The organism is Cytobacillus sp. IB215665 (assembly GCF_033963835.1).
Taxonomy (GTDB): domain Bacteria; phylum Bacillota; class Bacilli; order Bacillales; family SM2101; genus Nanhaiella.
Genome location: NZ_JAXBME010000007.1, coordinates 52,052 through 79,042 on the forward strand (window position 1 = coordinate 52,052; position 26,991 = coordinate 79,042).

The window sequence follows — 26,991 nt, forward strand, 5'->3', positions numbered from 1 at the left end:
TACAGCTGGTAAGATGATTTACATTACTTGAGAAAGAAACAAAAGGGTCAAGCTCCACTGTGTTTTAGTGGGGCTGACCCTCTTTTGAAAAACTCTTACAATCTAAATGAGCTTTTTAATGAAACAATTAAGTTAAAAACAGTCTGTTCATCAGAAGTATGCTTAGGATCTACATTAAAATATCCGTGTCTAAAAAACTGAAATTTATCTTGTGGTTTTACATTTTTCATATTAGGTTCAATAAACCCATTTAAAATTTGCAAAGAATTAGGATTTACACGATCAATAAATGTTTTTTCTTCCTGATTTTCTTCTTCTTGCTCGTCCTCATCTAAAATCAAAGGCTCATACAAGCGGAATTCTGCAGGAATCGCTTCGTTTGCATCAACCCAATGAATGGTTCCTTTCACTTTACGTCCAGTAAAACCTGAGCCACTTTTCGTTTCAGGATCATACGTACAATGTATTTCAACAACATTACCGTCATCATCCTTGATTACCTCTTCACACTTTATGAAATAAGCATGCTTCAATCGCACTTCATTACCAGGGAATAGTCGGAAATATTTTTTTGGTGGATTTTCCATGAAATCCTCTTGTTCAATGTATATCTCTCGTGAAAATGGAATTTGTCTTGAGCCCATCTCAGGATTTTCAGGATTAATTTCAGCATCTAACATCTCTACTTGTCCTTCAGGATAATTGGTAATGACAACCTTCAATGGACGAAGTACCCCCATCGTACGTGGTGAAGTTAACTTTAAATCTGCTCTAATAAAATGTTCAAGCATTCTTGAATCTACTTCACCTGTTCCTTTAGTTACACCTAATTCACGAATAAAAGCACGGATAGATTCAGGTGTATACCCTCTTCTTCGCAATGCAGAAATAGTTGGTAAACGTGGGTCATCCCACCCATCAACATATCCTTCTTCAACTAATTGTTTTAGTTTCCGCTTACTCATTACAGTATTCGTTAAGTTCAGACGCCCAAACTCAATTTGCTGTGGTTTGCTGTCCATTTCACTTTCTTCAACGACCCAATTATATAAAGGCCTTTGATCTTCAAATTCTAATGAGCAAAGTGAGTGAGTTACATCTTCTATCGCATCTTCTATTGGATGTGCAAAACTATATACAGGATAAATACACCACTTATCTCCAGTATTATGGTGTGTCGTATGTGAGATACGATAAAGAACTGGATCTCTTAAATTTATATTAGGAGAACTCATATCGATCTTGGCTCTTAACACGCGTTCTCCATTAGCAAATTCACCATCACGCATGCGTTTGAACAAATCAAGATTTTCTTCCACAGATCGGTTCCGATATGGACTATCTTTACCTGGTTCAGTTAAAGTGCCACGGTATTCACGGATTTCATCTGGAGAAAGGTCATCTACATATGCCTTGCCTTTGTTAATTAATAAAATAGCACGGTTATACATTTCTTCAAAATAATCTGAAGCAAAAAATAACCCATCCCAATCAAAACCAAGCCATTCTATATCTTGTTTTATTGAATTTACAAATTCAATATCTTCCTTCAATGGGTTTGTATCATCAAAGCGCAAATTTGTTTTCCCATTAAATTCATCAGCTAAATCAAAATTCGTAATAATAGCTAAAGCATGACCTATATGTAAGTAACCATTTGGCTCTGGTGGAAAACGAGTAGTGACATGATCACGCTTTCCAGTTTCTAAATCCTTCTTTATCATTGGTCTAATAAAATTAGATGAGTTATTGTCCACAATTTTTCAACCTCTCGTATGAAATAAATATTTATGTACCATTTTAGATTTATTAATATTTATATCATATATATTTATATTTTGCCAATAAGCTTTTGTACAAGAATTATTACAACCTTTCAAGAAAGAAAGGTTGTCTCACTATAATAATACATGTGAGCCGTTTAGCTTATTTGGAAAATACAAAAGCTAAACTTAAAAGACTGTTTTCTCATTAATTTGTTTTCTAAAATTAAGTAATAAACAAGTACACAACTATCGTTGGCGATTTATTTTGATTGTAAAAATTTTCAAATCCCTTTTTACTATACTAGTTTAGTGACAATAAACCATCTAAAACAGCCTAATAAAAAGAGCCTGAAGCTTAAGCTCAATTTAGTGTAATAAAATCTTTTTACACTTATTGCGAAGCTTAACGACAGACTCTGTTCATGTATATAATTTATTAGCAATGATACTATATTACAACATTTGATCTGTTGGACGAACGATGATTTCATTTACATCAACATGATCAGGCTGTTGAACTGCATACGCAATCGCATTTGCAATGTCTTTTCCTTGTAATGTCTTTAAATCAACATATCTTTCTTGGAAATTACGGATAACATCCTCATCTGTAATTGTATGAGTGAGTTCTGTTGCAACTGCTCCAGGACAAATAATTGTTGTACGAATATTTTGTCCAGATTTCATTTCTTGTCGCAGCCCTTCGGTAATAGCTCTTACAGCATATTTTGTACCACTATAAACAGAGCTTCCAGGCCCAACTCGATGCCCTGCTACAGAAGAAATATTGATGATGTGCCCTGATTTTTGTTCTTCCATATACGGTAGAACCGCTCCGATCCCATAAAGTACTCCTTTTATATTCACATCAATCATTTTATCCCATTCATCCACTTTTCTTTTGTTCAAAAATGACAACGGCATAATCCCTGCATTGTTTACTAGTACGTCTATTTTACCAAAAACATTGATCGTTTCTTTCGCTAAAGTTTCCATTTCCTCAAACGATGTTACATCTGTCACATGATATGAAGCGTGACCACCAATTTCCTTAACTTGTGCTTGTAAATCCTTTAATCTTTCCTCTCGTCTTGCAGCTAACATCACTTGATATCCTTGCTCTGCTAACTTTAAAGCTGTTGCCTGACCAATACCACTACTCGCTCCTGTTATGATTGCCACTTTGTTTGTCATAGTAAAACAACTCCTTTAATATTTTAACTTTTATACTAATAATGTTTTTTTAGTCTAAAATGTATTACATATGTAAATATAACACTATTATTAAACATTGTAAACTAAAAAAACATATTCTGTCTAAAGTGTTTATTACAGGGCTATATTAGTATATGTTATAATTAAGTTGTTAAGGGGGATTTTCTATGCGTAAGATTGATCCTAAGTTAAGGGAACAAATGAGAAAAACATATGCACAAAAATTAATGAGCATCATTCGAGTTCAAGGATTTAATTCACTTAAAATTCAAGATATAGCTGAGCATATGCAAATTAGCAAAGCGACACTTTACAATTATTTCTCTTCAAAAGAAGAAATATTAAATGAAATAACGAAAAACTATATTGAATATTTTAAGCAAGGCGAACAAACTATTGAAAATAATCAATTTACTTATATAGAACGTTTCCAAAAAGTTTTTGAGCAAGAAGTACTAACCGCTATATATATTTCTGAATTGTTTTTAGAAGAATTGAAAATTGGTTTTCCAAATTTATATGAAGAAATTATTTATGCTAGAAGAAAAAGAAAAACGACCATTAAATATTTTTATGAACAAGGGATGAAAGAAGGAGTTTTTCATCCATTAAATCCTCAAATTCTGCTTATGCAAGATGAAGTTGCATTAAGAAAGTTACTAGAACCAACCTATTTATTAGAAGAAGGCTTAACAACTAAACAGGCTTTATTAGATTATTACGAAGCAAAAAAAATACAAATCATCAAAAGTGAAACACTGCTATCTGCAAACGATGAAGTAATGACAGAGATTATTGAACATCTTTCTCGCAAATTAGCAACGTCATATTTATAATATTTTTCGGGTGAGATTAAATATTAATCTCACCCTTTCCCATCATCATAACTTATCCATCGAGTAATAATGATTCAGGGTCCTCTACCAGTTCTTTTACATGGACAAGGAATTGCACTGCTTCTCTGCCGTCAATGATTCTATGGTCATAAGAAAGAGCAATATACATCATTGGTCGAACTGCAATCGTATCATCTTCATCAATAACAATCGGTTTTTTTTGAATTTTATGCATCCCTAATATCCCTACTTGGGGTGCATTTAATATTGGAGTTGAAAATAATGAACCGAATACACCACCATTAGTAATCGTAAATGTACCACCTTGTAAATCCTGAAGTGATAATTTCTTTTCTCTAGCTTTAGAGGCCAAATTCCTTATTCCTTTTTCAATGTCTGCAAAACTTAATTGGTTAGCATCACGGAGAACTGGAACAACTAAGCCCTCTTCTGCTGACACAGCAACCCCGATATCATAATATCGTTTTAATAAAATTTCGTTGTCTTGAATTTCAGCATTTAACATTGGAAAGGCTTTCAATGCACCTACAACTGCTTTCGTAAAAAAAGACATATATCCAAGGCGAACATCATATTTTTCTTCAAACCTTTGCTTTTTTCTATTACGCAAACTCATAATTGCAGTCATATCTACTTCATTAAAAGTAGTCAACATCGCTGCTTGTTGTTGCGCTTGCACTAAATGGTGTGCAATTGTTTGACGGCGCCGTGACATTGGAACCCGTTCAATTTGTTTAGTTTGATTAAGGTTAGTGAAAGGTGATTGAGCATTGTCAGTTACAGTTGATTTATCTTGCTTTTCTTCGATTGAAGTAGCATAGTTTATGACGTTTTCAGGTCTAATACGACCGAGCAAATCACTTGAATCAACTTTTTTTAGATCAATCCCTAATTCTCTAGCTTTTTTCCTAGCGGCTGGTGTCGCTATCGGACGCTCATTTTGTGAAGGCATTTTGTTCGTTTGCTCTCCCTCACGTACATCAATTTTCGGTTGATCATCCTGAACTGTTTCTTCGGTAGCAGCTTTAGAAAATGACTCGTTTGAAGTAAGAACTTCTCTGTTATCATTTACTTTCGCAATTACTTGATCTACAAAAACAACTTCACCTTGCTCAGCTAGAATATCCTCTAATACACCATCATATTCTGCATAAATTTCTATATTAATTTTGTCAGTTTCTAACTCAACTATCGCTTCACCTTCGGAAATGGAATCACCCTTATGCTTGAACCACTCAGAAATCGTACCTTCTGTAACAGATTCTGCGAGTTCCGGTACTTTAATTTCTTTCATTATGCCCACTCCTCTGTTATTTTCAGTGCTTGTTGTATAATTTGCTCCTGTTCCACCTTATGAATTACATGTTCTCCTGTTGCAGGACTTGAGTGATATGGTCGTCCTATATAATCAAATTTCACATGCTGTAAGGAAGGTTGTAACAATTTATAAATGAATTCCCAAGCCCCCATGTTCTTAGGCTCCTCCTGTACCCAAAAGACATCAGCTAAATTTGGAAAGCGTTGTATTATTTGAATAATTTCCTCTTTTGGAAAAGGATATAATTGTTCTATACGCAATATATGAATATAACTTGATGCTTTCGTGGATCTCGTTTCCAACTCAGAAACTATATCTACTGCAATTTTTCCTGTGCAAAGAATAAGCCGTGTCACAGTCTCATGATCTTCTTCAACAAGCGGGTGTTCAATAACTTCTTGAAATTGCTGATTAGTGAATTCCTCAATATATGACATTGCCTTTGTATGACGTAGTAAACTTTTCGGTGTCATTATAATTAGTGGACGAACCCCCCCATCACTTAACATAGCTGCTTGCCTTTTGAGAATGAGAAAATATTGTGCAGAGGAAGTTACATTAGCCACTGTCCAATTATTTTCTGCAGACAACGTTAAAAAACGTTCTAACCGAGCGCTTGAATGCTCTGGCCCTTGTCCCTCGTATCCATGTGGAAGTAGCATGACTAACCCTGACTTCTGTCCCCATTTAGCCCTTCCAGCTGATATGAACTGATCAATGATTACTTGAGCAGCATTCACGAAATCTCCAAATTGTGCCTCCCAAATTACCAATGTATCTGGAGCATAAACACTGTATCCATACTCAAAACCTAGTACGGCCGCTTCAGACAATGGACTATTATATACCGCAAAAGATGCTTTGCTATTGTCCATGTTGTGTAAAGCAGAAAATTTTCTATCAGTTTGAAAATCATTTATAACAATATGGCGGTGGGCAAATGTGCCCCTTTCAATATCTTGGCCTGTCATTCTTATCGGTGTACCATCAGAAATAATTGATGCAAGCGCTAACGCTTCAGCTAACCCCCAATCAACTTTTCCTTGTTCTTTCAACGCTTCCTTTCGTCTCATCAGTATTTTTTTCAATTTCGGATATACATTTAAGTCTTCAGGCCATTCGACTAATGAAGTATTAATATCGAATAGTTCTTTTTCAGTTATTGGCGTTTTTTGCTCAGAAACGTTAGAAGATAACCTTTCATTTAAGCTGGTCTTATCATTCGTATTTTCTTGTGTAGTTATTTGTTTATAACTTTCGGTTAATTTGTTATTCATAAATTGTCTATAATTATTGTAACGCTCAACACTGAACTGTCCCTTCTCATATAGTTGCTCAGCATACTTTTCAGCTACTCGAGTGTGCTTATGAATCAAGTTATACGTTAAAGGCTGTGTTGCCATTGGATCATCTGTCTCATTATGGCCATAACGACGATAACCTACCAAATCTATGAGAAAATCTTTCTTAAATTTCTCCCTATATTGTGAAGCGAGGCGTACAGCTACTAAGCAAGCTTCCGGATCATCAGCATTTACATGTATGATGGGTATTTCAAAACCTTTGACTATATCGCTTGCATACAATGTAGAGCGAGAGTCAACAGGGCTTGTAGTAAATCCAATTTGATTATTTGCAATAATGTGTATCGTACCGCCTGTTTGATATCCTCTTAAACGGCTTAAATTTAAGGATTCTGCTACTATCCCTTCTCCTGGAAAGGCAGCATCACCATGAATGAGAATACTTAATGCACTACTTTGGTTTTGTATCGGGAATCCTCGCTTTTGTCGATTTTCTTGGGCTGCACGGGTAAACCCTTGGACAACAGGATTAACAAATTCTAAATGGCTAGGATTATTCGCAAGGTGTATTTTTGTGTGAATACTTTCTTGTTCGTGAATATCAAGGTCTGCACCTAAATGGTATTTAACATCACCCGTCCAACCGTAATTTATCCCTGTTGATCCTTCAGATGGGACAAGATGTTTATTCGGTGCATGATGAAACTCAGAAAAGATTTTTTCATAAGGTTTTCTTAAAACATGTGCCAGCACATTTAATCTACCTCGATGTGCCATCCCTATCAACATATCTTTAGTCCCTGTTTTTGCATTTGCATAAATGATTTCATCTAACATTGGAACTAACATATCAAGCCCTTCAATTGAAAAGCGTTTTTGAGCTGCAAATGTTTTGTGTAAAAACATTTCAAAGCTCTCAACTTCAATTAAACGCTCAAGAAGGCTTACCTTTTGCTCTTGTGGCAATTCTTCATATAAAGACTCAGCTTCAACTACTTTATATAGCCATGCTCTTTCTTCTAAGTCTTGTACGTGATTAAATTCGTATGATAATGAACTTGTATAGAGCTCTTTTAATTTTTCGATAGTTGAAAATCCGGTACGTATTGAGTGAGGTGCATGCTCCCATATAATATCGGCAGTCATATTGTTCAGATCATTTTCCGTTAATTGATACGTCTCTAAGTTTAGAAAGTTAGGTGAAGAAGCATTTTCATTTAAATGCTGATGGAGCGGGTTAATTTTTGCATACAAATGTCCCTTTGTTCGGATCATTGTTATAAGTTGGATTGCCGAAGCAACTTTTGATAATTGGTCTGATTGGTTGTTTTGAGATTCACAATGCTTAGGAGTCGAAAAAGTAGGCGGTCCCCACTTAGCAAATAATTGTTTAATACTATCATCCACTTGATTAGGGTTAATACAATATAACTCATATTGCTCTTGAACATACGCAATGTTTGGTCCAGAAAACGATTGCCATTGAAAGCCATGTTTTCTGTTTGTCATGTTAGTTACCCTCCCATTAATATGAACGAATATGATGTAACTATAAGAAGTGTTGTATGATATTTAATTGAATTTAGTTCTCAATTAAAAAATAACAGAAACGCACACATATTACAAAAATAATGCTTAAAACAATAACTAATGTTAACAATCCTCTTCTCGTAAGCTTCATTATTATTTTTACTATTATCATACGGGGTTATGCCTTAGTTTGATAAGCGACAGCCATTTTGACATAACCTTATTTTTATCATTAAATTTAATTAGTATTAATTATTAATAAAGGCTGTTTTTCCATTAATTGTTGCTTACCTAATAGACGAATATAACAAACGTTCGAGGCATCTATTTTTCTCTAAAGACTACAAAAATCATATAATACACTACATTCTTCTCAAATTTAACTAAAAAACGGCAAAATTCACGAAAAGAGCTTTAATAAGACAGTAAAAGATACCTCATTATAGTCAGATGATTGGCTGTCGAGGTATCTTTCTTTTAGGCTTTTTATTGTACTTTTTTGTTAATATTACTCAGTAAAACGAGGTCACGTACCGAGGAATAGTTATTTATTTACCTGCCAGTTGTTGTGCCTTCTTTTGTGTTGCGATAACCGCTTGCTCAATAATATTTGTAAATTGATTTTGATCTAACACTTCTATTCCTGCTGCTGTAGAACCTCCAGGTGATGTCACTTGATCACGTAGTTCGTCGGGAGCATGTCCTTCCTTCAACATAGCAGCTGATCCATATATCATCTGCGTAACGAGCTTGCGTGCTTGGGCTTTTGTAACACCGTATTCTAACGCCGACTGTTCTAACGCCTCAGCAAAACGATATAAAAACGCTGGTGCACTTCCAGTAATAGCAGTTAAATCATGTATTTGTTGCTCTGTACATAGTTCTGCATCACCTATTCCAGTTAATACTAGCTCTAACTCTTGGCGATGCTTCTCCTTAACAGCTTTGCCAAAAGTGTATAAAGACATAGATTGAGAAATGTTTGCAGCAGTGTTTGGCATAATCCAAGCAACTGGCGTCTCCTCAGGCAGAATATTTTCTAGTAGCTGTATGCCTATTCCACCTGCTATAGTGACAACTAATTGTCCTTTAATCCATAAAGACAAATCTTCTAGTATCTCTTTGTGCGCTTCAGGAGGCATAGCCAAAATAATGATATCTACATGGGCGACCTCATCCTGCCATTTTGTTGATGTTGTGACACCATATTTTTCCTTCAAATCAAATAATCTTTGTTCATCCGTTCGATTCGTAACAATAATTTCATCAATATACTCTTGTTTGTATGTTAGTAAACCAGAAAAAATGGCCTCGGCCATTCTGCCTGCACCGATAAATAAGATCTTTTTTTTCATTAAATGTTCCACTCCATTAATAGATATATTTGTTGATCTAATCAATATTTCTTATTTTCATATGTGTTTCTTGATCATTAACTACCACAATAAACGATTATAACGTAGTCACTATTAATAATGAAGTATTTAATTATATTGTCGATAAACCTTGATGGACTTTGCTTGCTTAAGATCTGTAATAGTATTTATTTTCAACGTGAAAACTATTTAAGTCCTCAAAACAAAATAAAGGAGTACTCTTCTTTTTATAAGAGTACTACCTTAAAAGCCATATAGGCGATCAACCTATTCAAGTTTTACACTATTGAAACATCCAACTCCTTGAATGAAAGGTGCTGTTCACTTGTATACTCTAATAAGGGCGTACCACAACTCCAAGTACAATGATCAACAGTATGAATAATACTACAATAAACGCAAATCCACCAAAAGGTCCATGCCCACCATATCCATAACCACCATAACCATACATATTACCATTCCTCCTTTCTAGTTATATTTTCAGTTTATGTGTATAAAAAAAAACTGACTGTACGAATGCACATGATGAAAACACCCAATTTATGATCATCTTTTATTATTTTTCAAATAGCTTGTTGTTTTCGAACTTAGAAACAATCACTGATTCAATTTGATTTGAGCCACCTTTGTTACTTACAGTTGACATCAAACAATACCATTCCTTACATATATATTTATACAACAAAATTCCTTGTTTTTTTCTGCTTGTGTGTAGCTTATTGTTTTTCTTAACAAAAGCTATTATCAGATTAATTGTTGCTTTTAGTAATAATGACTAAATACAAATGAACCTAACGCTCGGAGCATCTTTGTTCACTAAAGACTATGAAAGTCATATAAACAATTCAGTCACTCAAATGCAAGTGAAAAAACAACATAGTTTTCGAAATGATTCTTACTTATGAACTTTTAGGAGAATAAATGCTGAAACAAAATAAGACTTTTTACTTAGCCTATAACTTACAATACTTGTGAAAATACTATCAATCTTGATAAATACACTGAATATTTGTAATATTACAATTAACTATATGCATTTACTATATAGTAGAAAATATGAATAAAAGGAGTTGGATAAATGAAAATCCGTACTTATCTATTAATCGTGCTATTAACTGTGATGCTAGTATTTCCACCTAGCATTGTAAAAGGTGCTATTGTAACAGATGCTATTCCAAAACCAATTAATGTAACCGACACACCTGGAACTTGGTACTTAGGGGCATTGCCCGACAATGTGAATATGAACAAATCTCCTCTCGTATTCGTCCAAGGTTTACACGGAAACGCTAAGGATTGGTGGGAAGAAACAGTTTATTACGGTGAAAACGATATGTACAATTACGCATATGCTAATGGCTATCGAACAGCTTTTGTACAACTTGAGGATGCAACTGGTGGTGATGCTGCGGATATGTGGCATAATGGTCAAATGCTAGCATCGATGTTAGAGGAAATTTACGACTATTTTGGAGAGCAAGTTACTATTATCGCTCATAGTAAGGGAGGGGTCGATACACAAACAGCGCTCGTCCATTTTGAAGCATGGCCATACGTAAACGATGTCATTACATTATCTTCTCCACACTATGGTTCTCCTTTAGCTGATTTGGCATATAGTTCTTGGGCAAATTGGTTAGCAGACTTGATTGGCAGAACTGATGAAGGAACATTTGTAATGCAAACAGGAGAAATGGAGAAATTTCGTCTAATTACTGATGAAAATGAAAGCGCATACAATAATAACTATTATACTGCTTCTGGCACTGGATGGGGGCCTCTCTTCTCAGCTCTTTGGTTTGGTGGTGCGTATTTAGGCGGTGATAACGACGGTCTTGTTCCTGTATGGAGTTCAAGGCTACCGTATGGCACTCACTTTTTTAGTGGAGGAGACGACATAGATCACGATAATATTCGAATGGGCAACAGCTCCTTTGATAGAATCGCAACTTTGTTAAATGATACATCTACTCACACATCTGCAAATTGGTTCACAGCTGCTTCATCTGACTCACAATATGTACCTGAACAATTATTACGCGGCGGTAGTTTATCTACTAATCACCTAGTAGAAGAACTTATCCCTGTAGAATCCGATAATAATAGAGTTGTATTTCAAATATTAACAGCTAGCGAAGATGTGAATGTAAAGCTTATATCTCCGAAAGGAAAAGAGTATACAAAAAAATCAAAGCAGTACATTCAATCTGAGGGAGAGAATTACTTTAAAAACACTTATATTCAAACATTTACTATAGACCAACCTGGTGCTGGAGAATGGCAAATAGATCTAAATAGTAGCAACGAAGATGCGTATTTTATAGTTACAAATTTTCAAGGGTCAAATGCACTTAACATAGACTGGGGAGAGCTTGAAAAAGAGGCAAAAGATAAAAATAAAGATAAGAAAGGTAAAAAATTGAAGATTGATAAGAAAGTGAAGAAAAATAAATCTAAGCAAAAAATCCCTGGAGATATTTCTAATGAAATCCTTGATATAATCCAAGCTGATACGTACAATGTAACCTATGAAATTGTTGGAACAACCGAGAGTGGTGAAACGTTTTACCGAACTGCTGTGAAATCTTATTATCAATATGATGAAAATTAAAGTCAATTTGTTTTGTTGAATTAGGTTCGTAAATTAATTAAATCGGAGTTAGAAAATAATAATTTGCGACTTTATACTCGTATTTAACATTAACCTTTTATCTATTAAACTAAACTGTTGCGTAAAAGAGCTTGATACAACATTCAAGCTCTTTTTCTTCTATATATTTTATGTACCCATTATAATTCTACTCATATATCATTCAAGGACAGTACCAGTATCATTTACGTATAAAATATATGTTTGCCGATCCTCATCTGCCTCTACCGACGACCTTTTATACTCTTTTCCTTCTATATATATAAATGTATTACCTATATATCCTAAAACGTCCATATGATCACGACAATCATATATTTTAAGAAGCTTTTGCTCTCCAATCCTTCTATACTCCCTTACTTCCACACATAAGTTTTCTCTCACACGTGCATTGTGATCGATAGTATCATCTCCAATTTTGTTCACGTATAAAACGAAACGGTCATCTTCTAATGCTGATGATACTTGTTCATATACTATGCCGTCCTTCACATAATACTCACATTCACGCCTGACAAATATTTGTTCTCGATCGATATCTTTATAATGATATAGTGCAGGATAGTCTTTATAACGATCATTTAGCCGAATTTCTAACACTCTAATTTTGTGATTCATCTGCCATCTCCTATGTAAATGTTATTACATCCATTATATAGAAAATACCTATAGCTTTAAAATGATAATACTTATTAAGAAGCTTTTCTTATTTAAACGATAGTTTTCTCTTTTACGAAGTCATTGTTAAGTCTCTTTTTGTATATTACACGACTATCATAAAATAAGAATAAAAATAGCACAAAGACTGAATGTATGTGTGGTTATTCTTTAGCATTAATAAACAACCTATACGATATCATCATTACTCAGCTATACATTCTCGTTTTTCACATTAATGAATCTATACTACAATTTTTTCTTTTCCTTAGTAAGATTCACAAAAAGCTTCAAAACCAAAAAATGCTATAAATTAGAGATAAACAACTGATTTATTCATCTCCTAACATATTTTTAGATGTTAGGCGGACCCCACAATCAATATATATTGAATACAAAAGGTTATCTTGACTGTGGGATTAATGCCCTCTAACATTAATTTTATTAGGCTCTTTTCGTAACTTTGTTGCTATTGTTTTCACAATAGTACCAAATAAGTGGTTGTTAGTTAACGTTGTAGATAAAAAGATGCCTATCGTGTTTATTTCTAAATACGAAAAACAACAATCAATGGGAATATAGCCTTTTAGTATGTGGAAATTAGAAACGGCGACGACGGAATAGTGCACTCAACAAAAAGATCGTTGCGACAGCCCGAAATGGAAAGAACCTTCTTCCACCACGACCACGAACAAATAAACCCGTTCCAGTCCTACCTTCGATGACTCCATCATAACTCCAGCCGCCAACTCCCATCACTCTAACTGGTTGATAATAGTACCTATTTGTTAAATTACTGATGTGTTCTTCATGTAGCATATTTATTCCTCCTTTCTAACTAAATCTTGCGAGAAGGATAAATAGCAATACTAGAAAAGATTTATCAATACTCAAATACTGTGATTTTATATTGATGATTATTACCCATTCTAAAAAGCTAGCCTAATACCGATGCAAAGAGCTACTTTTTAACATAGGGTAACTGTCTATACATATTTAACAGCATCCTTCCGCTTCTATCTATTATATGTATGTAGTCAATAATCGGTATGGACATCCCCCTATGCCTACCAAAAATTTTCTTAGTCTATTTTTAGGTGTTTGTTATAGGTTGTTTTTTCACATTAATAGTTGCTTTTCGTAAAAAGAGCTCAACACAAATATTACTTTCGTTCGGGGCATCTTTTCTTCTCAAAGATGATGAAGGTCATATTAAACACATCAGTTACTAAAATGTAAATGAAAAAATAACAACAAAGTTTACGAAAAATACCTATAACACATAGCAGCATTTCTAAACTTCCAATATATTTTCTATTACTCCTCTAAATGCACGTTTCACCTATATTGTTTAGATTATACATCGTAATTGTTCTTTGAATAGTTAAAGCTCAATTGCTAATACTAATCAAAGCTCAATAAAACATGTAACAAAATAAGGAGATACAACATGCAAGAAAAACTTCATCCTTATCAAGTCACTATCGTTGTTTATATGATACAAATTGGAATTACCATCATTACTTTACCTCGTATCAGTGCTGAGACTTTTGGGACGAATGGATGGATTGGGGTAATAATTGTATCTCTGCTAGTAGTAGTGAACATATTAGCAATTGGTTTAGTCTTCTTTTATAGCAATGGAAAATCAATTTTTAAGATTTTGGATGAAGGACTCCCACAATTTTTATTGCGACCATTTTATCTTTTTTTAGCATTATTATGGAGCACTCTTGGAGTTTTAATAGCAAAAGATTTCGAATTGCAATTGAATTTATTTTTTTATCCAACACGTACAGCATACATATATGTATTAATGTCTCTTTTTTTTACTTATTGGCTCGTTCGAAGAGGAATTTATCACATCGCCAAAGCTTCAGTTGTTTTCTTCGCTGTCATCTTAATGACATTATTACTAGGATTTCTCCTACCCGAGTTTAGATTTACAAGATTAACACCATTCGTTTTTAAAGGTGACAAAGAGCTATTCAAAGGTGGGATACAAGTTGTATCGGCTTTTTTAGGGTATGAGCTAACCCTTCTTTTTATACCTTATATGCTGAAACCAAAAACAGCTGTAAAATCAGTATTGCTCGGACATGCTATTGTCACTTTTGTCTATGTTAGTACATGTTTTGTTGCTTTTGGCTTATTTAGCTATCGACAATTGTTAAATGATAAATTCCCGATCCTAACTATGCTTGAATATTTGGAGTTTCCATTCATCGAAAGGGTTGAAGGCTTTGTTTTTCACTTTTTTATATTAGAAGTGATTATCACTGTTATCTTTTTTTATTGGGGTGCTGATCAAGTCCTTAGACAAGCTATTCCAAAGATTTCTCCTAGAAAATCGATTTTAAGTTTAATCATCGTCTCATTTTGTATATCACTATTTGTTAATGGCTCTCTTGAAGTTGATAAGTGGTTACTCGGACTAGGTTTTGCTGAAGCAATCATTGCAGTATTACTTCCTACCCTACTCTTATTAACATTAGGAATATCTCATTTACGTCAAAAACAAAATATTTAATCCAAATTCTTAAATGACATAATGGTAAATCCTATCTTGGAATAGAGAATCTATAGAAGTCCATACTAAGGACAAAACATCAATTAAAACTAATCTGTTCACATATTTTAGAAAATACTATAAATTCGGGGTGATAAAGTGTTTACTTTTTTTAAAAAGCGGATGAAAAATGACACAGCTAAGAAGCAGACATCCGACAATGAACTAGAAATGAATGATAGTAACCCTGAACCTACTTATTCACATATTGAGCAGCAATTTACGGATTGTACTGACATATCTAAGAAATATTGTAAGCGAGTAAATGTAAGGCTAATATATTTCGAGTATATGGTTGACAAACAAACATTAAACAGCGATGTAATTGATAAATTAGAAGATCTCGAACCTGAAGAAGTGCACTCGTTTCTACAGCAAAGCCAATTTCAGCCAAGTAACGAAAATAAAGAAGTAGTAAAAGCAATCTTAGATGGTAATGCTGTAATTTTTCACGAAAATAATACGTATATATTCGAAGCTACGAAGTTAGAAACTCGCGCGATTCAAACAGCTGAATCTGAGACAATTATAACGGGTCCACATGATGCATTAAATGAACTAATAGATACAAATCTATCCCTAATTAGACGCAGAGTGAAAAGCTCTCATTTAAAAGTACTAAAACTTTCGGTTGGTGAAATAGGAAAAAGTAACGTGTATTTATTATATATTGATGGCATTGCTGATCAACAAATTGTTCAAGATGCTAAGACAAGAATCGAAAACATAGAGATTGATGCTATTTATGACGTTAACATGCTCGTGCAACTAATCGATGAATCGCCAAATTCACCTTTTCCACAATTTCACACGACTGAACGTCCAGATGTCATTTCGTCTAAACTAACTGAAGGTAAAGTTGTCGGCATGATGGAGAACAGTCCTTATGCGTTCAGTGCTCCAACGAGCTTTTTTGATTTCTTTCAGTCAACAGATGATTATAACCAACGTTGGCTTGTGGGATCTGCCACAAGGTTGCTACGACTCTTTGCTTTATTTGTAACTGTTTCTTTTACAGCTCTGTATGTGTCAATAACTACATATCATTATGAAATGGTACCCGACTTACTATTAATTAGCTTAATTACATCAAGAAGTAATGTTCCCTTCCCACCAATAATGGAAGCATTGTTAATGGAATTTACCATTGAACTATTAAGAGAGGCTGGAGCACGTCTACCGACTAAGATTGGTCAAACAATCGGCATTGTTGGTGGAATTGTCATTGGATCAGCATCAGTAGACGCTGGTATTACAAGTAATATCTTAATTATAGCTGTTTCAATTTCTGCTATCTCTTCTTTTGTCATACCAAGTTATGTCATGAGTAATTCTATTAGAATTATTCGGTTTGGTTTTATTTTATTAGCTGGTTTGTTAGGTAACTTAGGTATTGTATTTGGCATAGCTTGTTTAGTTATTCACCTAACTGGATTAACTAACTTAAAAGCACCTTATTTTTGGCCTATTTCACCAACAAATCCTAGTGGTTGGAAAGATACAATCATTAGAGGGCCTCTTAGTATTTTTAATACCCGCCCTAACATAAGTAGCCCTATAAATGATACAAGAAAAAAATTAAAATAACGAAAGCTAGTTGAGAGTAGCTTTAACAACAAGATTTTGTAAGAAAAGGGGACTTATGAATGCAAGAAAAACTCCAACCTTTTCCAACAGCTATACTTATCCATATGGTTCAATCAGGGATTATTTTATTCAGCTTACCTCGTGTAGCAGCTGATGCTTTTGGAACTAATGGGTGGATTGGAGTTTTACTTATCTCCTTAATTGTCATGTTAAATATAGTACTCATTAGTCTCGTTTTTCACTTCGGTAAAGGGAGATCGATATTTAACATATTTGAGGATGCTTTACCAATATCATTGTTGCGACCTTTTTATCTCCTTTTAGCTCTTCAATGGGGTACATTGGCAGTTGTTATCGCAAAGGATTTTGAAATGTTGTTGAGAATGTTATATTATCCTACGATGCCATTTACAGGATATGTCTTTTTATCGATATTATTAACGTATTGGCTCGTAACGAGAGGAATTTATCATATTAGTAAAGCAACTGTTATTTTCTTTTTTTTATCAATATGGACTGTACCTTTATTATTATTCCACCTTACTGAATTTAAGTTTTTTCGATTTACGCCATTTATTTTTGAAGGTAGCAAAAAAATAGTTGAAGGTGGTAGTGGCGTGTTTACTGCTTTTTTAGGGTATGAAATTATCTTGCTCTTATTTCCTTATTTGGCTGTAAAGAGATCTACAGTAAAAGCATTTTTCTACGCAAATGTTATTACAACGATGGTCTACTTCTTCGTTTGCATTGTATCTTTTGGTTATTTTAGCTTTGATTATTTAAGAAATGAAACATTTCCTTCGTTGACATTGTTAGATTATATTAGATTTCCATTTGTGGAACGAATTGAAGGCTTTCTGTATAATCTAGCTTCTTTATCTGTTTTAGTTACTGTAGTTATGTATTATTGGTCAGCAAACGAAGCTTTAAAGCACGCATTACCAAAAATAAAGCCAAGTCGTTCATTTGCATTATTGTTAATCGTTACGTTTATAATTTCTTTGAAACTGACATTGATAAGAGAGGTTCAATTAGTCTTAACAATACTTGCAAGAATTGAAATCGGAATAGCTATTTTATTACCAATTATCCTTATAGTACTTATAAGCATCACACATATGAGGAGGAAAAAAAATGCGTAACATATTTTTTGTAACAATATGTATTGTCATATTAAGTGGCTGTTATAGTAGTTATGGAATTGATGACTTAGCTATGATAAATGCAATAGGTTATGACCTTTCTGAAGAGGAGGATGCTTATCTTGATGTTACAGCCTTATACCCACGAGCTACAGAAACTGGAAACGTATTTGAAACACTACAAGCATCTGGGAATTCGACGAAGGATATTGAAATCGATACGATGGCGCAATCAAGCTTTGAGATCGTAAATGGTCAGCTTGAAATTATGTTATTTGGTGATGAACTAGCAAAAGAAGGAATTTTACCGATTATTCATACAGCATTACGAGATCCTAGCATTGGCTCTAGAGTCAAGCTAGCTGTAACAAAAGGAAAAGCAGATCAAATCATTACAAAGAAATTAGAAAAAGAACCTAACTTAGGTTTATATTTAGATACAATGTTAAATAAATTCGAAAAGACATTTGTTTTTCCATCTGTTAATTTATATCAATTTTCTAGATCTTACTTTGATGATGGCATTGACCCCTTTTTACCAGTATTTTCAGCAACTTCAAATAATATTGAGTTTGACAGTTTTGCCTTGTTTAATGAAGATAAACTAATTACGACAATCTCCAGAAAACAAGCTGTCTACTTATTTTTTTTAAGAGAAAACTTTCGTAAAGGCTTACTTGATATCGATTTAATGGAGGGGGATATTGCTGATCATATTCACCTTTCATATGTACGTAACAAACATAAAATACATATTACCAAAAAAGAAGATGATCACTTTTCAGTAGAAATTGATATCCATGTTACTGGTTCTTTAGAAGAGTATACCGGTGACTTGAATATTGAAGAACCTAAAGAACAAAAGAAATTAGAAAAAATAATAAAAGAGCTTGTTGATAAAGAAACTATGGCTGTAATGGAATTTCTACAAAAGAATAATGTTGACGTGATAGGCTTAGGGCAAAAAATTAGAAATAGCCTTACATATGAAGAGTGGAAAAGCCTTGATTGGGATAAAGTGTATCCAGAAATTGACGTCACAATTAAATCAGATGTAAAAATACGAAACATAGGTAAATTTAATCAGGATGACGTGAGCAACTAATTGGGGACTGATCCCAGCAACTTTAAAGTGTTACAATAACGAATGGCACACCTATCCAAGGTCTGCCATTCGTTATTTTTCGTTAAGGTGCTTTGTATATTGTTAGTTGCTTTTCATTAAATCGTTAACAACGAATATTGAACTTTCATAAAACTCATTCACATTATCACAGCAAAGTTTTAAAAAAAATCCTTCACTATTCAAGTTAGCTTACGATTATATATTACATTGTGAAAGGCGGTCCTTATAAATTTCAAATATATGTTGTACATCAATATTAAATAACTCTGTAAAAGAGTTAATAGGGTACTTCTCTATATAAGAGGTAACGGTATTATGAGCAAATGCCTGCCCAGTATATGTAGGTACATCATCGTCATAATACCCATAATAAATTTTCCTATTTAATTGTACATCTGTTGACTGAAGCAACCCTTTCACACTAGCCCAGTATCTCTCTTCATCTATTGTGTCGTAAGCCCACCATCTTTTATCTTCAAAGAAGGATAGACTAAAATACTGTGCTGCCCCCTCCAGTTTAAACCAATCAGCTAAAGTAAAATTGCCTTTCAATTGATTAACTGGGTTTTGTGGAGAAGAGTAAAAAGCTCTGTGTGCTAACACGTATTTTAAATAATCGATATCTGGGTTTGGTGGAACGGAAATGAGTATATTACCATGATGATTTTTATAGGCAAAAATACGAAGTGACTGAGGTATATGATGAGGTTTTGTAAGAGCTGGGACTACTGTTATTTCTACGTTTTCGACATAAATATATTTGTTTACTAAGCTCATGACATTTTGTATAGCAGTTTCGATTAATTCTTCATTCCATTGTAATGCAACAAGTTCTTCACTTGTTAATGTATGCAAGTTATGAAGGTTTGTATCATCAATTAAAGACCTACTACCTTTACTGCTCTCTTCTATAAACTCGAAATTAAAGTCATGATCGCGAAAGAAATTTGCTAAGCAACCCTTTTTTTCTATTAAGCTATGTGGGGCGAATTGAGTAATAGATACCATAATGAAATAAGCTCCTTCCATTATTATCTTTAATTTTTCAATGCCATTCTAACTGTTAGAAACACCTTTAATCCAAGCCAAGCACCCACTGTATTTAACAAAATGTCATCAATATCTAAACTACCTAGGCTAAAAACATATTGAAGTAATTCTAGACTGCCAATCAACCATATGAATACTAAAATTAACAAACTGCTTTTTCGCAGGTTAGGGATTAATAAAGACAAAAATAATCCGAACGGAATAAAAACAATGACATTCCCAATTAGATTTATCATTATTACACTTGTATTATAGTATCCAATACTGTTCACATAATTAGCTATTGTTTTAAATGGAATAAGATTGTACGAAGCTTCTTCATAACTACTTCTAGAAAATCCAAAGAACATCACGTAAATGAGCATCAAAAAATAAATGCCAAATAACAACCATCCCAATATCATTTTTTTGTCCTTTGTCAAATGTATCGTATCTGACATACCCATTCCCCTATGTTTTTATAACTAACAAAGCAACAATATTCTTAAATGATCTCTTCATATCATACCATATATCCTTTGGTAAAATTAGTATAATCAATAAATCACACAAAATTCAAAAGTAATATGTATAATTTTTAATTATTCAAAAATATTAGAATACAAAACAGGATTTCTTTATTAAATATTGAAATATTATATTAATCATTAAATAACACGAATTCTAACGTATATATAATTTTAAATTAATTAAGAAGGTTCCAGTATTTATAGCCTAAAATGAAGCATTTATCTTATGTTTTCGTGTATACATTATTTAATAAGTAAAGAAATATAAAATTTCTTTATCACACAACAGCTTAAAAGCGTTTGTGTGATATAATATTAACCGTCACTATTTTGACACAAATAACTTCATAACTTTTTATTTGTAAGGGAGGAAATAACAATGAATATAGTAAAAAAAAGCGAGATTCCAGCTCATTTAAGAGAGTATGTTATTGAACAGCAGTACGATGCGTACACTCCTATTAATCACGCTGTTTGGCGTTATGTGATGAGACAAAATGTAAATTTCTTTAAAGATGTCGCTCACGAAGCTTATACAAATGGTGTAACAGCCTCAGGCATGAACATTGAACGTATACCAAGAGTGGAAGAAATGCATAATAGCCTTCAGCCATTTAATTGGGGTGCGGTTGCAATAGATGGATATATTCCTGGAGTAATTTTCTTTGACTTCCAAGCTCATGGGCTACTCCCGATCGGAACTGATATTCGTAAATTAGAAAATATCGAATATACACCTGCTCCTGATATTATTCATGAAGCCGCAGGACATGCACCAATTCTTTGTGATAAAAAATATGCTGAATACGTCAAAACCTTTGGTGAAATTGGGCGGAAAGCTATCGCAACAAAGGAAGAACATGACGTTTTTGAAGCAGTTCGTACATTATCAAATTTATTAGAAAAAGGAAGCACAACTGAAGAAGAAATTGCTGAAGCTGAAAGAAATCTTGAAGAAAAACAGAAAGCTGTTACACAAATCTCTGAAGCTGAAGAAATATCACGACTTTACTGGTGGACAGTAGAATACGGACTAATAGGAAGCATCAGCGACCCTAAAATATATGGTGCGGGCCTACTATCATCAGTTGGAGAGAGTAGCAGTTGTTTAACAGATGAAGTTAAAAAAATTCCATTTGATCTAGATCATGTTATTTCAACTGGTTTCGATATCACAACAAAACAGCCTCAACTGTTTGTTTGCGAAGATTTTGATCAATTAATTGATGCTGTTAAACAATATGCAAAGCGGATGGCATTTTATGTCGGCGGCACAGAGAGTCTAGAAAAAGCTGTACAATCTGGTGCAACAGCAACAGTTGAGTATAGTTCAGGCTTACAGCTGACTGGGACTGTTTCAAAACTAATTAAGGATGAAAAACAAGAAGCAGTTTATTTAAATACGTCAGGTCAGTCTATCTTATCATATGATGACAAACAACTTGCTAATCATGGGAAAGATGTTCATGCTGATGGCTTCGGATCTCCAGTTGGAAAGCTAAAAGGAGAAGATAAACCTTTAGAAGACTTTTCTGATGTTGAATTAGAGCAGCATGGAATTATTACTGATGAGAAAGCAACACTACAGTATGAAAGCGGCGTCATCGTTACCGGAATAGTTCATGAAGTGATAAGAAAGAACAGCAAAGTAATTCTCATTCGTTTCAAAGATGCTTCAGTCACATATGACAATCAAACACTTTTCCAACCAGATTGGGGTATGTATGATATGGCGGTCGGATCACATGTTACATCTGTTTATGCTGGTGCAGCAGATCCTGAAGCTTATTTTTCATCAGAAAGCATGGTAGAGGCTGAAGAAGTGAATTCTAACATAACTAACTCCTTAAGCCCATTAGATCATTTATATACAAAAGTACGTGAAATAAGAGAGGATAACAGTCATAATACAAACTCATCTGAAGCTTTACTTGAAGTGATAGATCAATTAGATAAAGAATTTCCAAATGATTGGTTATTACGATTAGAAATTTTAGAAATTCTAGCTGAAAATGATCTGAATCCTAAAGCACAAGATAAAATTCATAAAGACTTACATCGCTTAAAAAGTGAAGAAAAGTCAATATCTCAGCTCATCGAAAATGGTTTGAAATTAATCTAGTTGATGTTGAAAAACGAGCGCTTTAAATAGCTGCTCGTTTTTTCTATTGACAATTGAAAATGAGTTTTTATGATACACCTTTTCTTTTCTTTATTATGTGAGAAATACTAAGTAACAATAATAAAAAAACTGGCAGAGCGATCGATACCACTCCTTCTATTAGTCCTAACCAAATATCCCATTGATCTAACTCTCTTGAGAGATTTGGTATGAAGGACAAACAAAAAGTTAAAATTATTAAGAATAAGAGCGTATAACGAGGCTTAATTGATGGAACAGCATGTCTAAGTACTAAATCTGCAGACCAGTAATAAACAACGATAGTTATCAATACTCTTAGAAAATATAAGCTAACAATAAATCCATCTAAGCGTTGAAAAAAAGGCAATTGAAAATATTCAATCATAGTGATGAATGGATATGTGTCATTTACCAATTGGTCATAACTAAAATAACCGTAAGCAACAAAGCTATTTACAAGAAAAATGAATGTTGTAATGATATTCCCGAATATCAATGCTTTAAAAGCTGATTTCTTTTTCATCATAAATGGGATGATTAAAATAACTAGCTCATAACCTAAAAATGCATCTAACACACCAAAACCGCCATCAATAATCTTTTTCTCCCCTTCAAAAATAAAGGGTGTAAATCTTAAAATTCTAAATTCAGGTGTTAGATAGAAAAACAACAACACAATCCATATTGTAAGCCCAAAAAATACAACAGTTGTTTTCCCGATATGGTAAATTCCACTTCTAACTAGCCAATATGTAATAACTAAAGTAAAGATAATAAATAAAAGTGAGGGCATAGTTGGATAATACAAGGTACGTAACAATAAGTCATAATACTTTAAAACTAAGACCCCAGTTGTACTCCACAACAAAGCCAAAAAGACATATAGTGGCTTTACAAGAATTGGTGATATTACATCTTCCAATATTTCAAATATGGTTTTATCTTTTCCAAAACGAAATACTAACGCTATAAGTATTAAATTCAAAATGACAAGCACAGAAAATATTAAAATTCCAATCCACCCATTTGTCCCAAATGCTTCTGCAGTATAACGTGGTAAACTTAATTGATCAATGCCTGTTTGTATCATAAAAACCATTATAGCAACCTGAAATGTACTGAGTCCCTCTTTCATCATGTGCCTCATTTGCTTATTAATTTTTTTGGCTGTTTTAGCTTTAATTGTGGCTTTTCCTAATAAGAACTAAACACGCTTCCAATAGTGCCTTTTCTTTTGAAGTACTAAAAACTTAAAAGAAAAATGAGCTTGACTAATAATGAATTACATATTTATTCCTTTGATGTTAGTATGATGATAATTTCCTAAATTATTCCTACATCCCCCATTATCCACATTTAGTGCACGACTATCAGCTGTTTTGCCTTTACACATCCAGTTCTTTAACTAGAATCTTTAGGTTATTCGTTTAGGCTGTTTTCGCATTGATTGTTGCTTTTCGTTCTTAGATATAAACATGTAAATATTGATCGTTCGTGGCACCTTTTCTACTTTTAAAATAATTGAGTTGTCAAAAACTTATTTTTCTACCCATTTTTAGTAAAAAAAGCAACAAAGTTTACGAGAAGAGACTTAGCTTAAATTGACAATCAATCCCTACCGTTGTTCATGCTAATGAGTATAAGTTCACACATGTTTTCTAAAACGACATTTCCAATAACATTTATGGACCTTAAGTAAATTATTAGAAATCAAGACAAAATAGTTGAATGTCAAAAAAGGTCAGAGTATAATTAAGTCAAAGTTAGTCAAACACCTACCGATTCAATCGGTCTATTTTTTATATTAAAAGTCAAAGTTAGTCAAAGTCTAACCTAAATTTTATTTCAACTGATATCAGAGTTTATTAATAACACTAAATTTTAAAAAGTGGAGGTTTTATGTTATGGAATGTCAAGTTTGTAAAAATAAAGAAGCTGCTATTGTAGTAAAACTAAACATAAACGGTAACCAGGAACAATTACCTTTATGCCAAGAATGCTTTATTAATGAACGTAATAAATTAAATACACCTTCTGGTTTCCAAGGATTTTCGCAATTCCCTTTTGAGCATATGTTTCAAGGTTCTCAATCATCACCTGAGTCCAAAGCACATAGAAAACAAACTCAACACGGGGGCAACGGAGGATTATTAGATCAATTTGGACGCAATATTACACATGCTGCCAAAGCAGGCTTAATTGACCCTGTTATCGGTAGAGACAAAGAAATAAATAGAGTAATTGAAATTCTAAATCGACGCAACAAAAATAATCCAGTACTCATAGGTGAACCGGGTGTTGGTAAGACAGCAATAGCTGAAGGTTTAGCGCTAAAAATAGCTGACAACAATGTCCCGCCTAAACTGTTAAATAAAGAGGTATATTTACTTGATGTTGCATCTTTAGTAGCAAATACTGGTGTGCGTGGTCAATTCGAAGATCGTATAAAAAAAATCATTGGAGAGCTTCAAAGAAGGAAAAATATTATTCTTTTCATTGATGAAATCCATTTATTAGTTGGTGCTGGTTCAGCCGAAGGCTCTATGGACGCAGGTAATATACTAAAACCAGCACTTGCTCGTGGCGAGTTGCAATTAGTTGGAGCAACAACACTTAATGAATACCGCAAAATTGAAAAGGATGCTGCTTTGGAACGACGCTTTCAACCGGTTACTGTAGCAGAACCAACAAATGATGAGGCGGTACAAATATTACATGGTATTAAAGAAAAGTACGAAGATTACCATCATGTGAAATATACTGATGAAGCAATCACACAATGTGTCACTTTATCACATCGTTACATCCAAGATCGCTTCTTACCTGATAAAGCAATTGATCTACTTGACGAGGCAGGATCGAAAATTAATTTAGAGTTTGGTCATACCGATGAACAAGCTCTACAAGATCGTCTATCTCAATTAACAAAAGAAAAGGAGATTGCAGCAAGTGAAGAAAATTACGAAGAAGCTGCAAATTTACGACACGAAGAAATCAAGCTAGAAAAACAACTAAAAGATCAAAATAATGTACAGAAAGCATTGGTAAATACGGAAGTTATTCAAGAAATCATTGAAGAAAAAACAGGTATCCCTGTTGGGAAGTTACAACAAGATGAACATAATAGAATGAAGAACTTGGAGAAAAACTTATCATCAAAAGTAATTGGACAAGAGGAAGCTGTAAAGAAGGTTGCAAAAGCTATTCGTCGAAGCAGAGCTGGCCTAAAAGCAAAACATCGCCCAATTGGATCATTTCTATTTGTAGGTCCAACAGGTGTTGGCAAAACAGAACTAACAAAAACTCTAGCAGAAGAATTGTTTGGCTCTAAGGATATGATGATTCGTTTCGATATGAGTGAATTTATGGAGAAACATTCGGTGTCAAAATTAATAGGTTCACCTCCTGGATATGTCGGGCATGAAGATGCAGGTCAATTAACAGAAAAAGTCCGCAGAAATCCTTATAGTATCATTTTATTAGATGAAATTGAAAAAGCACACCCTGATGTGCAACATATGTTTCTTCAAATTTTAGAAGATGGCCGTCTTACTGATAGCCAAGGTAGAACAGTTAGCTTCAAAGATACAGTAATTATTATGACCAGCAATGCTGGAACAACACATAAAACTATTACAGTAGGCTTTGAACATAGCGGGACTGATGCTATTAAAGAAAGTAACATTCTAAATACGTTAGGTTCATTCTTTAAACCAGAATTTTTGAACAGATTTGATAGCATTATTGAATTCAATCAATTGGAAAAAGCACAGTTACAAAAAATAGTAGAGCTATTAATTTCAGAACTAGAGCAAACATTAAAGGATCAAAATTTAATATTAACTGTTTCACCAGAAGCAATTGAAAAAATTGCTGAATTAGGCTATCACCCTCAATTTGGAGCTCGACCACTTCGTCGAGTCATCCAAGAACAGCTTGAAGATCTAATCGCTGATTTACTGCTCGAAAAGGAAGGTGTTACAGAGTTCCACACAGTTATAAAAGCAGAAAAAATAGCAGTTAAGCCAGTAGAGAAACAAATTGTATAAGTCTAAATACTAAAATCAACTTTTTAGTAGCATCTCACAACAACAATATGAAGTAAGTGAATAATTAATGCAGCTTCGAACTAAGAAAAACAATATATATAACTAGTATACGTGTCGCCTTTTTTTATAATAAGACGATG

Annotated in this window: 19 protein-coding genes; 8 read left to right on the top strand and 11 right to left on the bottom strand. The window is 33.6% G+C overall.

All coding sequences use genetic code 11. The annotated features are described in order from the left end of the window. Positions 1-95: 95 nt before the first annotated feature. Together SLH52_RS11120 and SLH52_RS11125 are read right to left on the bottom strand one after the other, a co-directional pair. Positions 96-1,757, bottom strand: coding sequence for a glutamine--tRNA ligase/YqeY domain fusion protein (locus SLH52_RS11120; protein ID WP_320209350.1), 1,662 nt, complete (start codon positions 1,755-1,757; stop codon positions 96-98). A gap of 462 nt (positions 1,758-2,219) precedes the next feature. Beyond that, positions 2,220-2,960: an SDR family oxidoreductase gene (locus SLH52_RS11125; RefSeq protein WP_320209351.1), complete on the bottom strand. Its 741-nt coding sequence runs from the start codon at positions 2,958-2,960 to the stop codon at positions 2,220-2,222. A gap of 188 nt (positions 2,961-3,148) precedes the next feature. Between SLH52_RS11125 and SLH52_RS11130 the strand changes: the two genes are divergently transcribed. Further along, the gene (locus SLH52_RS11130; protein ID WP_320209352.1) at positions 3,149-3,817 is read left to right on the top strand and encodes a TetR/AcrR family transcriptional regulator; all 669 of its coding nucleotides are present in this window, start codon (positions 3,149-3,151) and stop codon (positions 3,815-3,817) included. 52 nt (positions 3,818-3,869) lie between these two features. Here the strand turns inward: SLH52_RS11130 and odhB are convergent, their stop codons facing one another. The 4 genes from odhB to SLH52_RS11150 form a co-directional block, all read right to left on the bottom strand. Beyond that, the gene (gene odhB, locus SLH52_RS11135) at positions 3,870-5,132 is read right to left on the bottom strand and encodes a 2-oxoglutarate dehydrogenase complex dihydrolipoyllysine-residue succinyltransferase (protein WP_320209353.1); all 1,263 of its coding nucleotides are present in this window, start codon (positions 5,130-5,132) and stop codon (positions 3,870-3,872) included. Next, positions 5,132-7,969: a 2-oxoglutarate dehydrogenase E1 component gene (locus SLH52_RS11140; protein ID WP_320209354.1), complete on the bottom strand. Its 2,838-nt coding sequence runs from the start codon at positions 7,967-7,969 to the stop codon at positions 5,132-5,134. The genes odhB and SLH52_RS11140 overlap by 1 nt, the downstream gene beginning before the upstream one ends. 569 nt (positions 7,970-8,538) lie before the next feature. Further along, positions 8,539-9,345, bottom strand: coding sequence for a pyrroline-5-carboxylate reductase (gene proC / locus SLH52_RS11145; protein WP_320209355.1), 807 nt, complete (start codon positions 9,343-9,345; stop codon positions 8,539-8,541). A gap of 355 nt (positions 9,346-9,700) precedes the next feature. Beyond that, positions 9,701-9,820 (bottom strand): sporulation protein YjcZ, encoded by a 120-nt coding sequence (locus SLH52_RS11150; protein ID WP_214482142.1) that lies wholly within the window; start codon positions 9,818-9,820, stop codon positions 9,701-9,703. Between the two features lie 627 nt (positions 9,821-10,447). On the opposite strand from SLH52_RS11150, the gene SLH52_RS11155 reads away from it, so the two are divergent. Next, positions 10,448-11,980: an esterase/lipase family protein gene (locus tag SLH52_RS11155; RefSeq protein ID WP_320209356.1), complete on the top strand. Its 1,533-nt coding sequence runs from the start codon at positions 10,448-10,450 to the stop codon at positions 11,978-11,980. Between the two features lie 198 nt (positions 11,981-12,178). On the opposite strand, the gene SLH52_RS11160 is transcribed toward SLH52_RS11155, so the two are convergent. Next, on the bottom strand, positions 12,179-12,637 hold the full coding sequence (locus SLH52_RS11160; protein WP_320209357.1) for a hypothetical protein: 459 nt from the start codon (positions 12,635-12,637) through the stop codon (positions 12,179-12,181). 639 nt (positions 12,638-13,276) lie between these two features. Continuing rightward, positions 13,277-13,495 (bottom strand): hypothetical protein, encoded by a 219-nt coding sequence (locus SLH52_RS11165; RefSeq protein WP_214482139.1) that lies wholly within the window; start codon positions 13,493-13,495, stop codon positions 13,277-13,279. 631 nt (positions 13,496-14,126) lie between these two features. Between SLH52_RS11165 and SLH52_RS11170 the strand changes: the two genes are divergently transcribed. The 4 genes from SLH52_RS11170 to SLH52_RS11185 all read left to right on the top strand — a co-directional run bounded on the left by SLH52_RS11170 (position 14,127) and on the right by SLH52_RS11185 (position 19,079). Continuing rightward, the gene (locus SLH52_RS11170; RefSeq protein ID WP_320209358.1) at positions 14,127-15,206 is read left to right on the top strand and encodes a GerAB/ArcD/ProY family transporter; all 1,080 of its coding nucleotides are present in this window, start codon (positions 14,127-14,129) and stop codon (positions 15,204-15,206) included. A gap of 138 nt (positions 15,207-15,344) precedes the next feature. Continuing rightward, on the top strand, positions 15,345-16,832 hold the full coding sequence (locus SLH52_RS11175) for a spore germination protein (protein ID WP_320209359.1): 1,488 nt from the start codon (positions 15,345-15,347) through the stop codon (positions 16,830-16,832). A 59-nt stretch (positions 16,833-16,891) separates the two neighbouring features. Further along, the gene (locus tag SLH52_RS11180) at positions 16,892-17,974 is read left to right on the top strand and encodes a GerAB/ArcD/ProY family transporter (RefSeq protein ID WP_320209360.1); all 1,083 of its coding nucleotides are present in this window, start codon (positions 16,892-16,894) and stop codon (positions 17,972-17,974) included. Beyond that, complete coding sequence (locus SLH52_RS11185) at positions 17,967-19,079, top strand: Ger(x)C family spore germination protein (RefSeq protein WP_320209361.1); 1,113 nt, start codon at positions 17,967-17,969, stop codon at positions 19,077-19,079. The genes SLH52_RS11180 and SLH52_RS11185 overlap by 8 nt, the downstream gene beginning before the upstream one ends. Before the next feature lie 216 nt (positions 19,080-19,295). Here the strand turns inward: SLH52_RS11185 and SLH52_RS11190 are convergent, their stop codons facing one another. Further along, positions 19,296-20,108, bottom strand: coding sequence for a DUF2268 domain-containing putative Zn-dependent protease (locus SLH52_RS11190; protein ID WP_320209362.1), 813 nt, complete (start codon positions 20,106-20,108; stop codon positions 19,296-19,298). A 29-nt stretch (positions 20,109-20,137) separates the two neighbouring features. Next, entirely contained in the window at positions 20,138-20,590 is a 453-nt protein-coding gene (locus SLH52_RS11195) for a VanZ family protein (protein WP_320209363.1), read from the bottom strand. A 454-nt stretch (positions 20,591-21,044) separates the two neighbouring features. Here SLH52_RS11195 and SLH52_RS11200 point away from each other — a divergent pair, with 454 nt between their 5' ends. Next, the gene (locus tag SLH52_RS11200) at positions 21,045-22,781 is read left to right on the top strand and encodes an aromatic amino acid hydroxylase (protein WP_320209477.1); all 1,737 of its coding nucleotides are present in this window, start codon (positions 21,045-21,047) and stop codon (positions 22,779-22,781) included. Positions 22,782-22,848: 67 nt separating this feature from the next. Here SLH52_RS11200 and SLH52_RS11205 read toward each other — a convergent pair whose 3' ends face one another. Then, positions 22,849-23,937: an endospore germination permease gene (locus tag SLH52_RS11205; protein ID WP_320209364.1), complete on the bottom strand. Its 1,089-nt coding sequence runs from the start codon at positions 23,935-23,937 to the stop codon at positions 22,849-22,851. Between the two features lie 769 nt (positions 23,938-24,706). Between SLH52_RS11205 and SLH52_RS11210 the strand changes: the two genes are divergently transcribed. Further along, positions 24,707-26,851, top strand: a complete 2,145-nt coding sequence (locus SLH52_RS11210) for an ATP-dependent Clp protease ATP-binding subunit (protein WP_320209365.1) — start codon at positions 24,707-24,709, stop codon at positions 26,849-26,851. Positions 26,852-26,991 lie beyond the last annotated feature (140 nt).

Bases quoted from the DNA above. Each gene is read 5' to 3' on its own strand.
- SLH52_RS11140 (WP_320209354.1), bottom strand. From the start codon at position 7,969: ATGACAAACAGAAAACATGGCTTTCAATGGCAATCGTTTTCTGGACCA.
- SLH52_RS11205 (WP_320209364.1), bottom strand. From the start codon at position 23,937: ATGAAAGAGGGACTCAGTACATTTCAGGTTGCTATAATGGTTTTTATG.
- SLH52_RS11125 (WP_320209351.1), bottom strand. From the start codon at position 2,960: ATGACAAACAAAGTGGCAATCATAACAGGAGCGAGTAGTGGTATTGGT.
- odhB (WP_320209353.1), bottom strand. From the start codon at position 5,132: ATGAAAGAAATTAAAGTACCGGAACTCGCAGAATCTGTTACAGAAGGT.
- SLH52_RS11130 (WP_320209352.1), top strand. From the start codon at position 3,149: ATGCGTAAGATTGATCCTAAGTTAAGGGAACAAATGAGAAAAACATAT.
- SLH52_RS11185 (WP_320209361.1), top strand. From the start codon at position 17,967: ATGCGTAACATATTTTTTGTAACAATATGTATTGTCATATTAAGTGGC.
- SLH52_RS11155 (WP_320209356.1), top strand. From the start codon at position 10,448: ATGAAAATCCGTACTTATCTATTAATCGTGCTATTAACTGTGATGCTA.
- SLH52_RS11180 (WP_320209360.1), top strand. From the start codon at position 16,892: ATGCAAGAAAAACTCCAACCTTTTCCAACAGCTATACTTATCCATATG.
- SLH52_RS11150 (WP_214482142.1), bottom strand. From the start codon at position 9,820: ATGTATGGTTATGGTGGTTATGGATATGGTGGGCATGGACCTTTTGGT.
- SLH52_RS11165 (WP_214482139.1), bottom strand. From the start codon at position 13,495: ATGCTACATGAAGAACACATCAGTAATTTAACAAATAGGTACTATTAT.
- SLH52_RS11190 (WP_320209362.1), bottom strand. From the start codon at position 20,108: ATGGTATCTATTACTCAATTCGCCCCACATAGCTTAATAGAAAAAAAG.
- SLH52_RS11210 (WP_320209365.1), top strand. From the start codon at position 24,707: ATGGAATGTCAAGTTTGTAAAAATAAAGAAGCTGCTATTGTAGTAAAA.
- SLH52_RS11195 (WP_320209363.1), bottom strand. From the start codon at position 20,590: ATGTCAGATACGATACATTTGACAAAGGACAAAAAAATGATATTGGGA.
- SLH52_RS11160 (WP_320209357.1), bottom strand. From the start codon at position 12,637: ATGAATCACAAAATTAGAGTGTTAGAAATTCGGCTAAATGATCGTTAT.
- proC (WP_320209355.1), bottom strand. From the start codon at position 9,345: ATGAAAAAAAAGATCTTATTTATCGGTGCAGGCAGAATGGCCGAGGCC.
- SLH52_RS11170 (WP_320209358.1), top strand. From the start codon at position 14,127: ATGCAAGAAAAACTTCATCCTTATCAAGTCACTATCGTTGTTTATATG.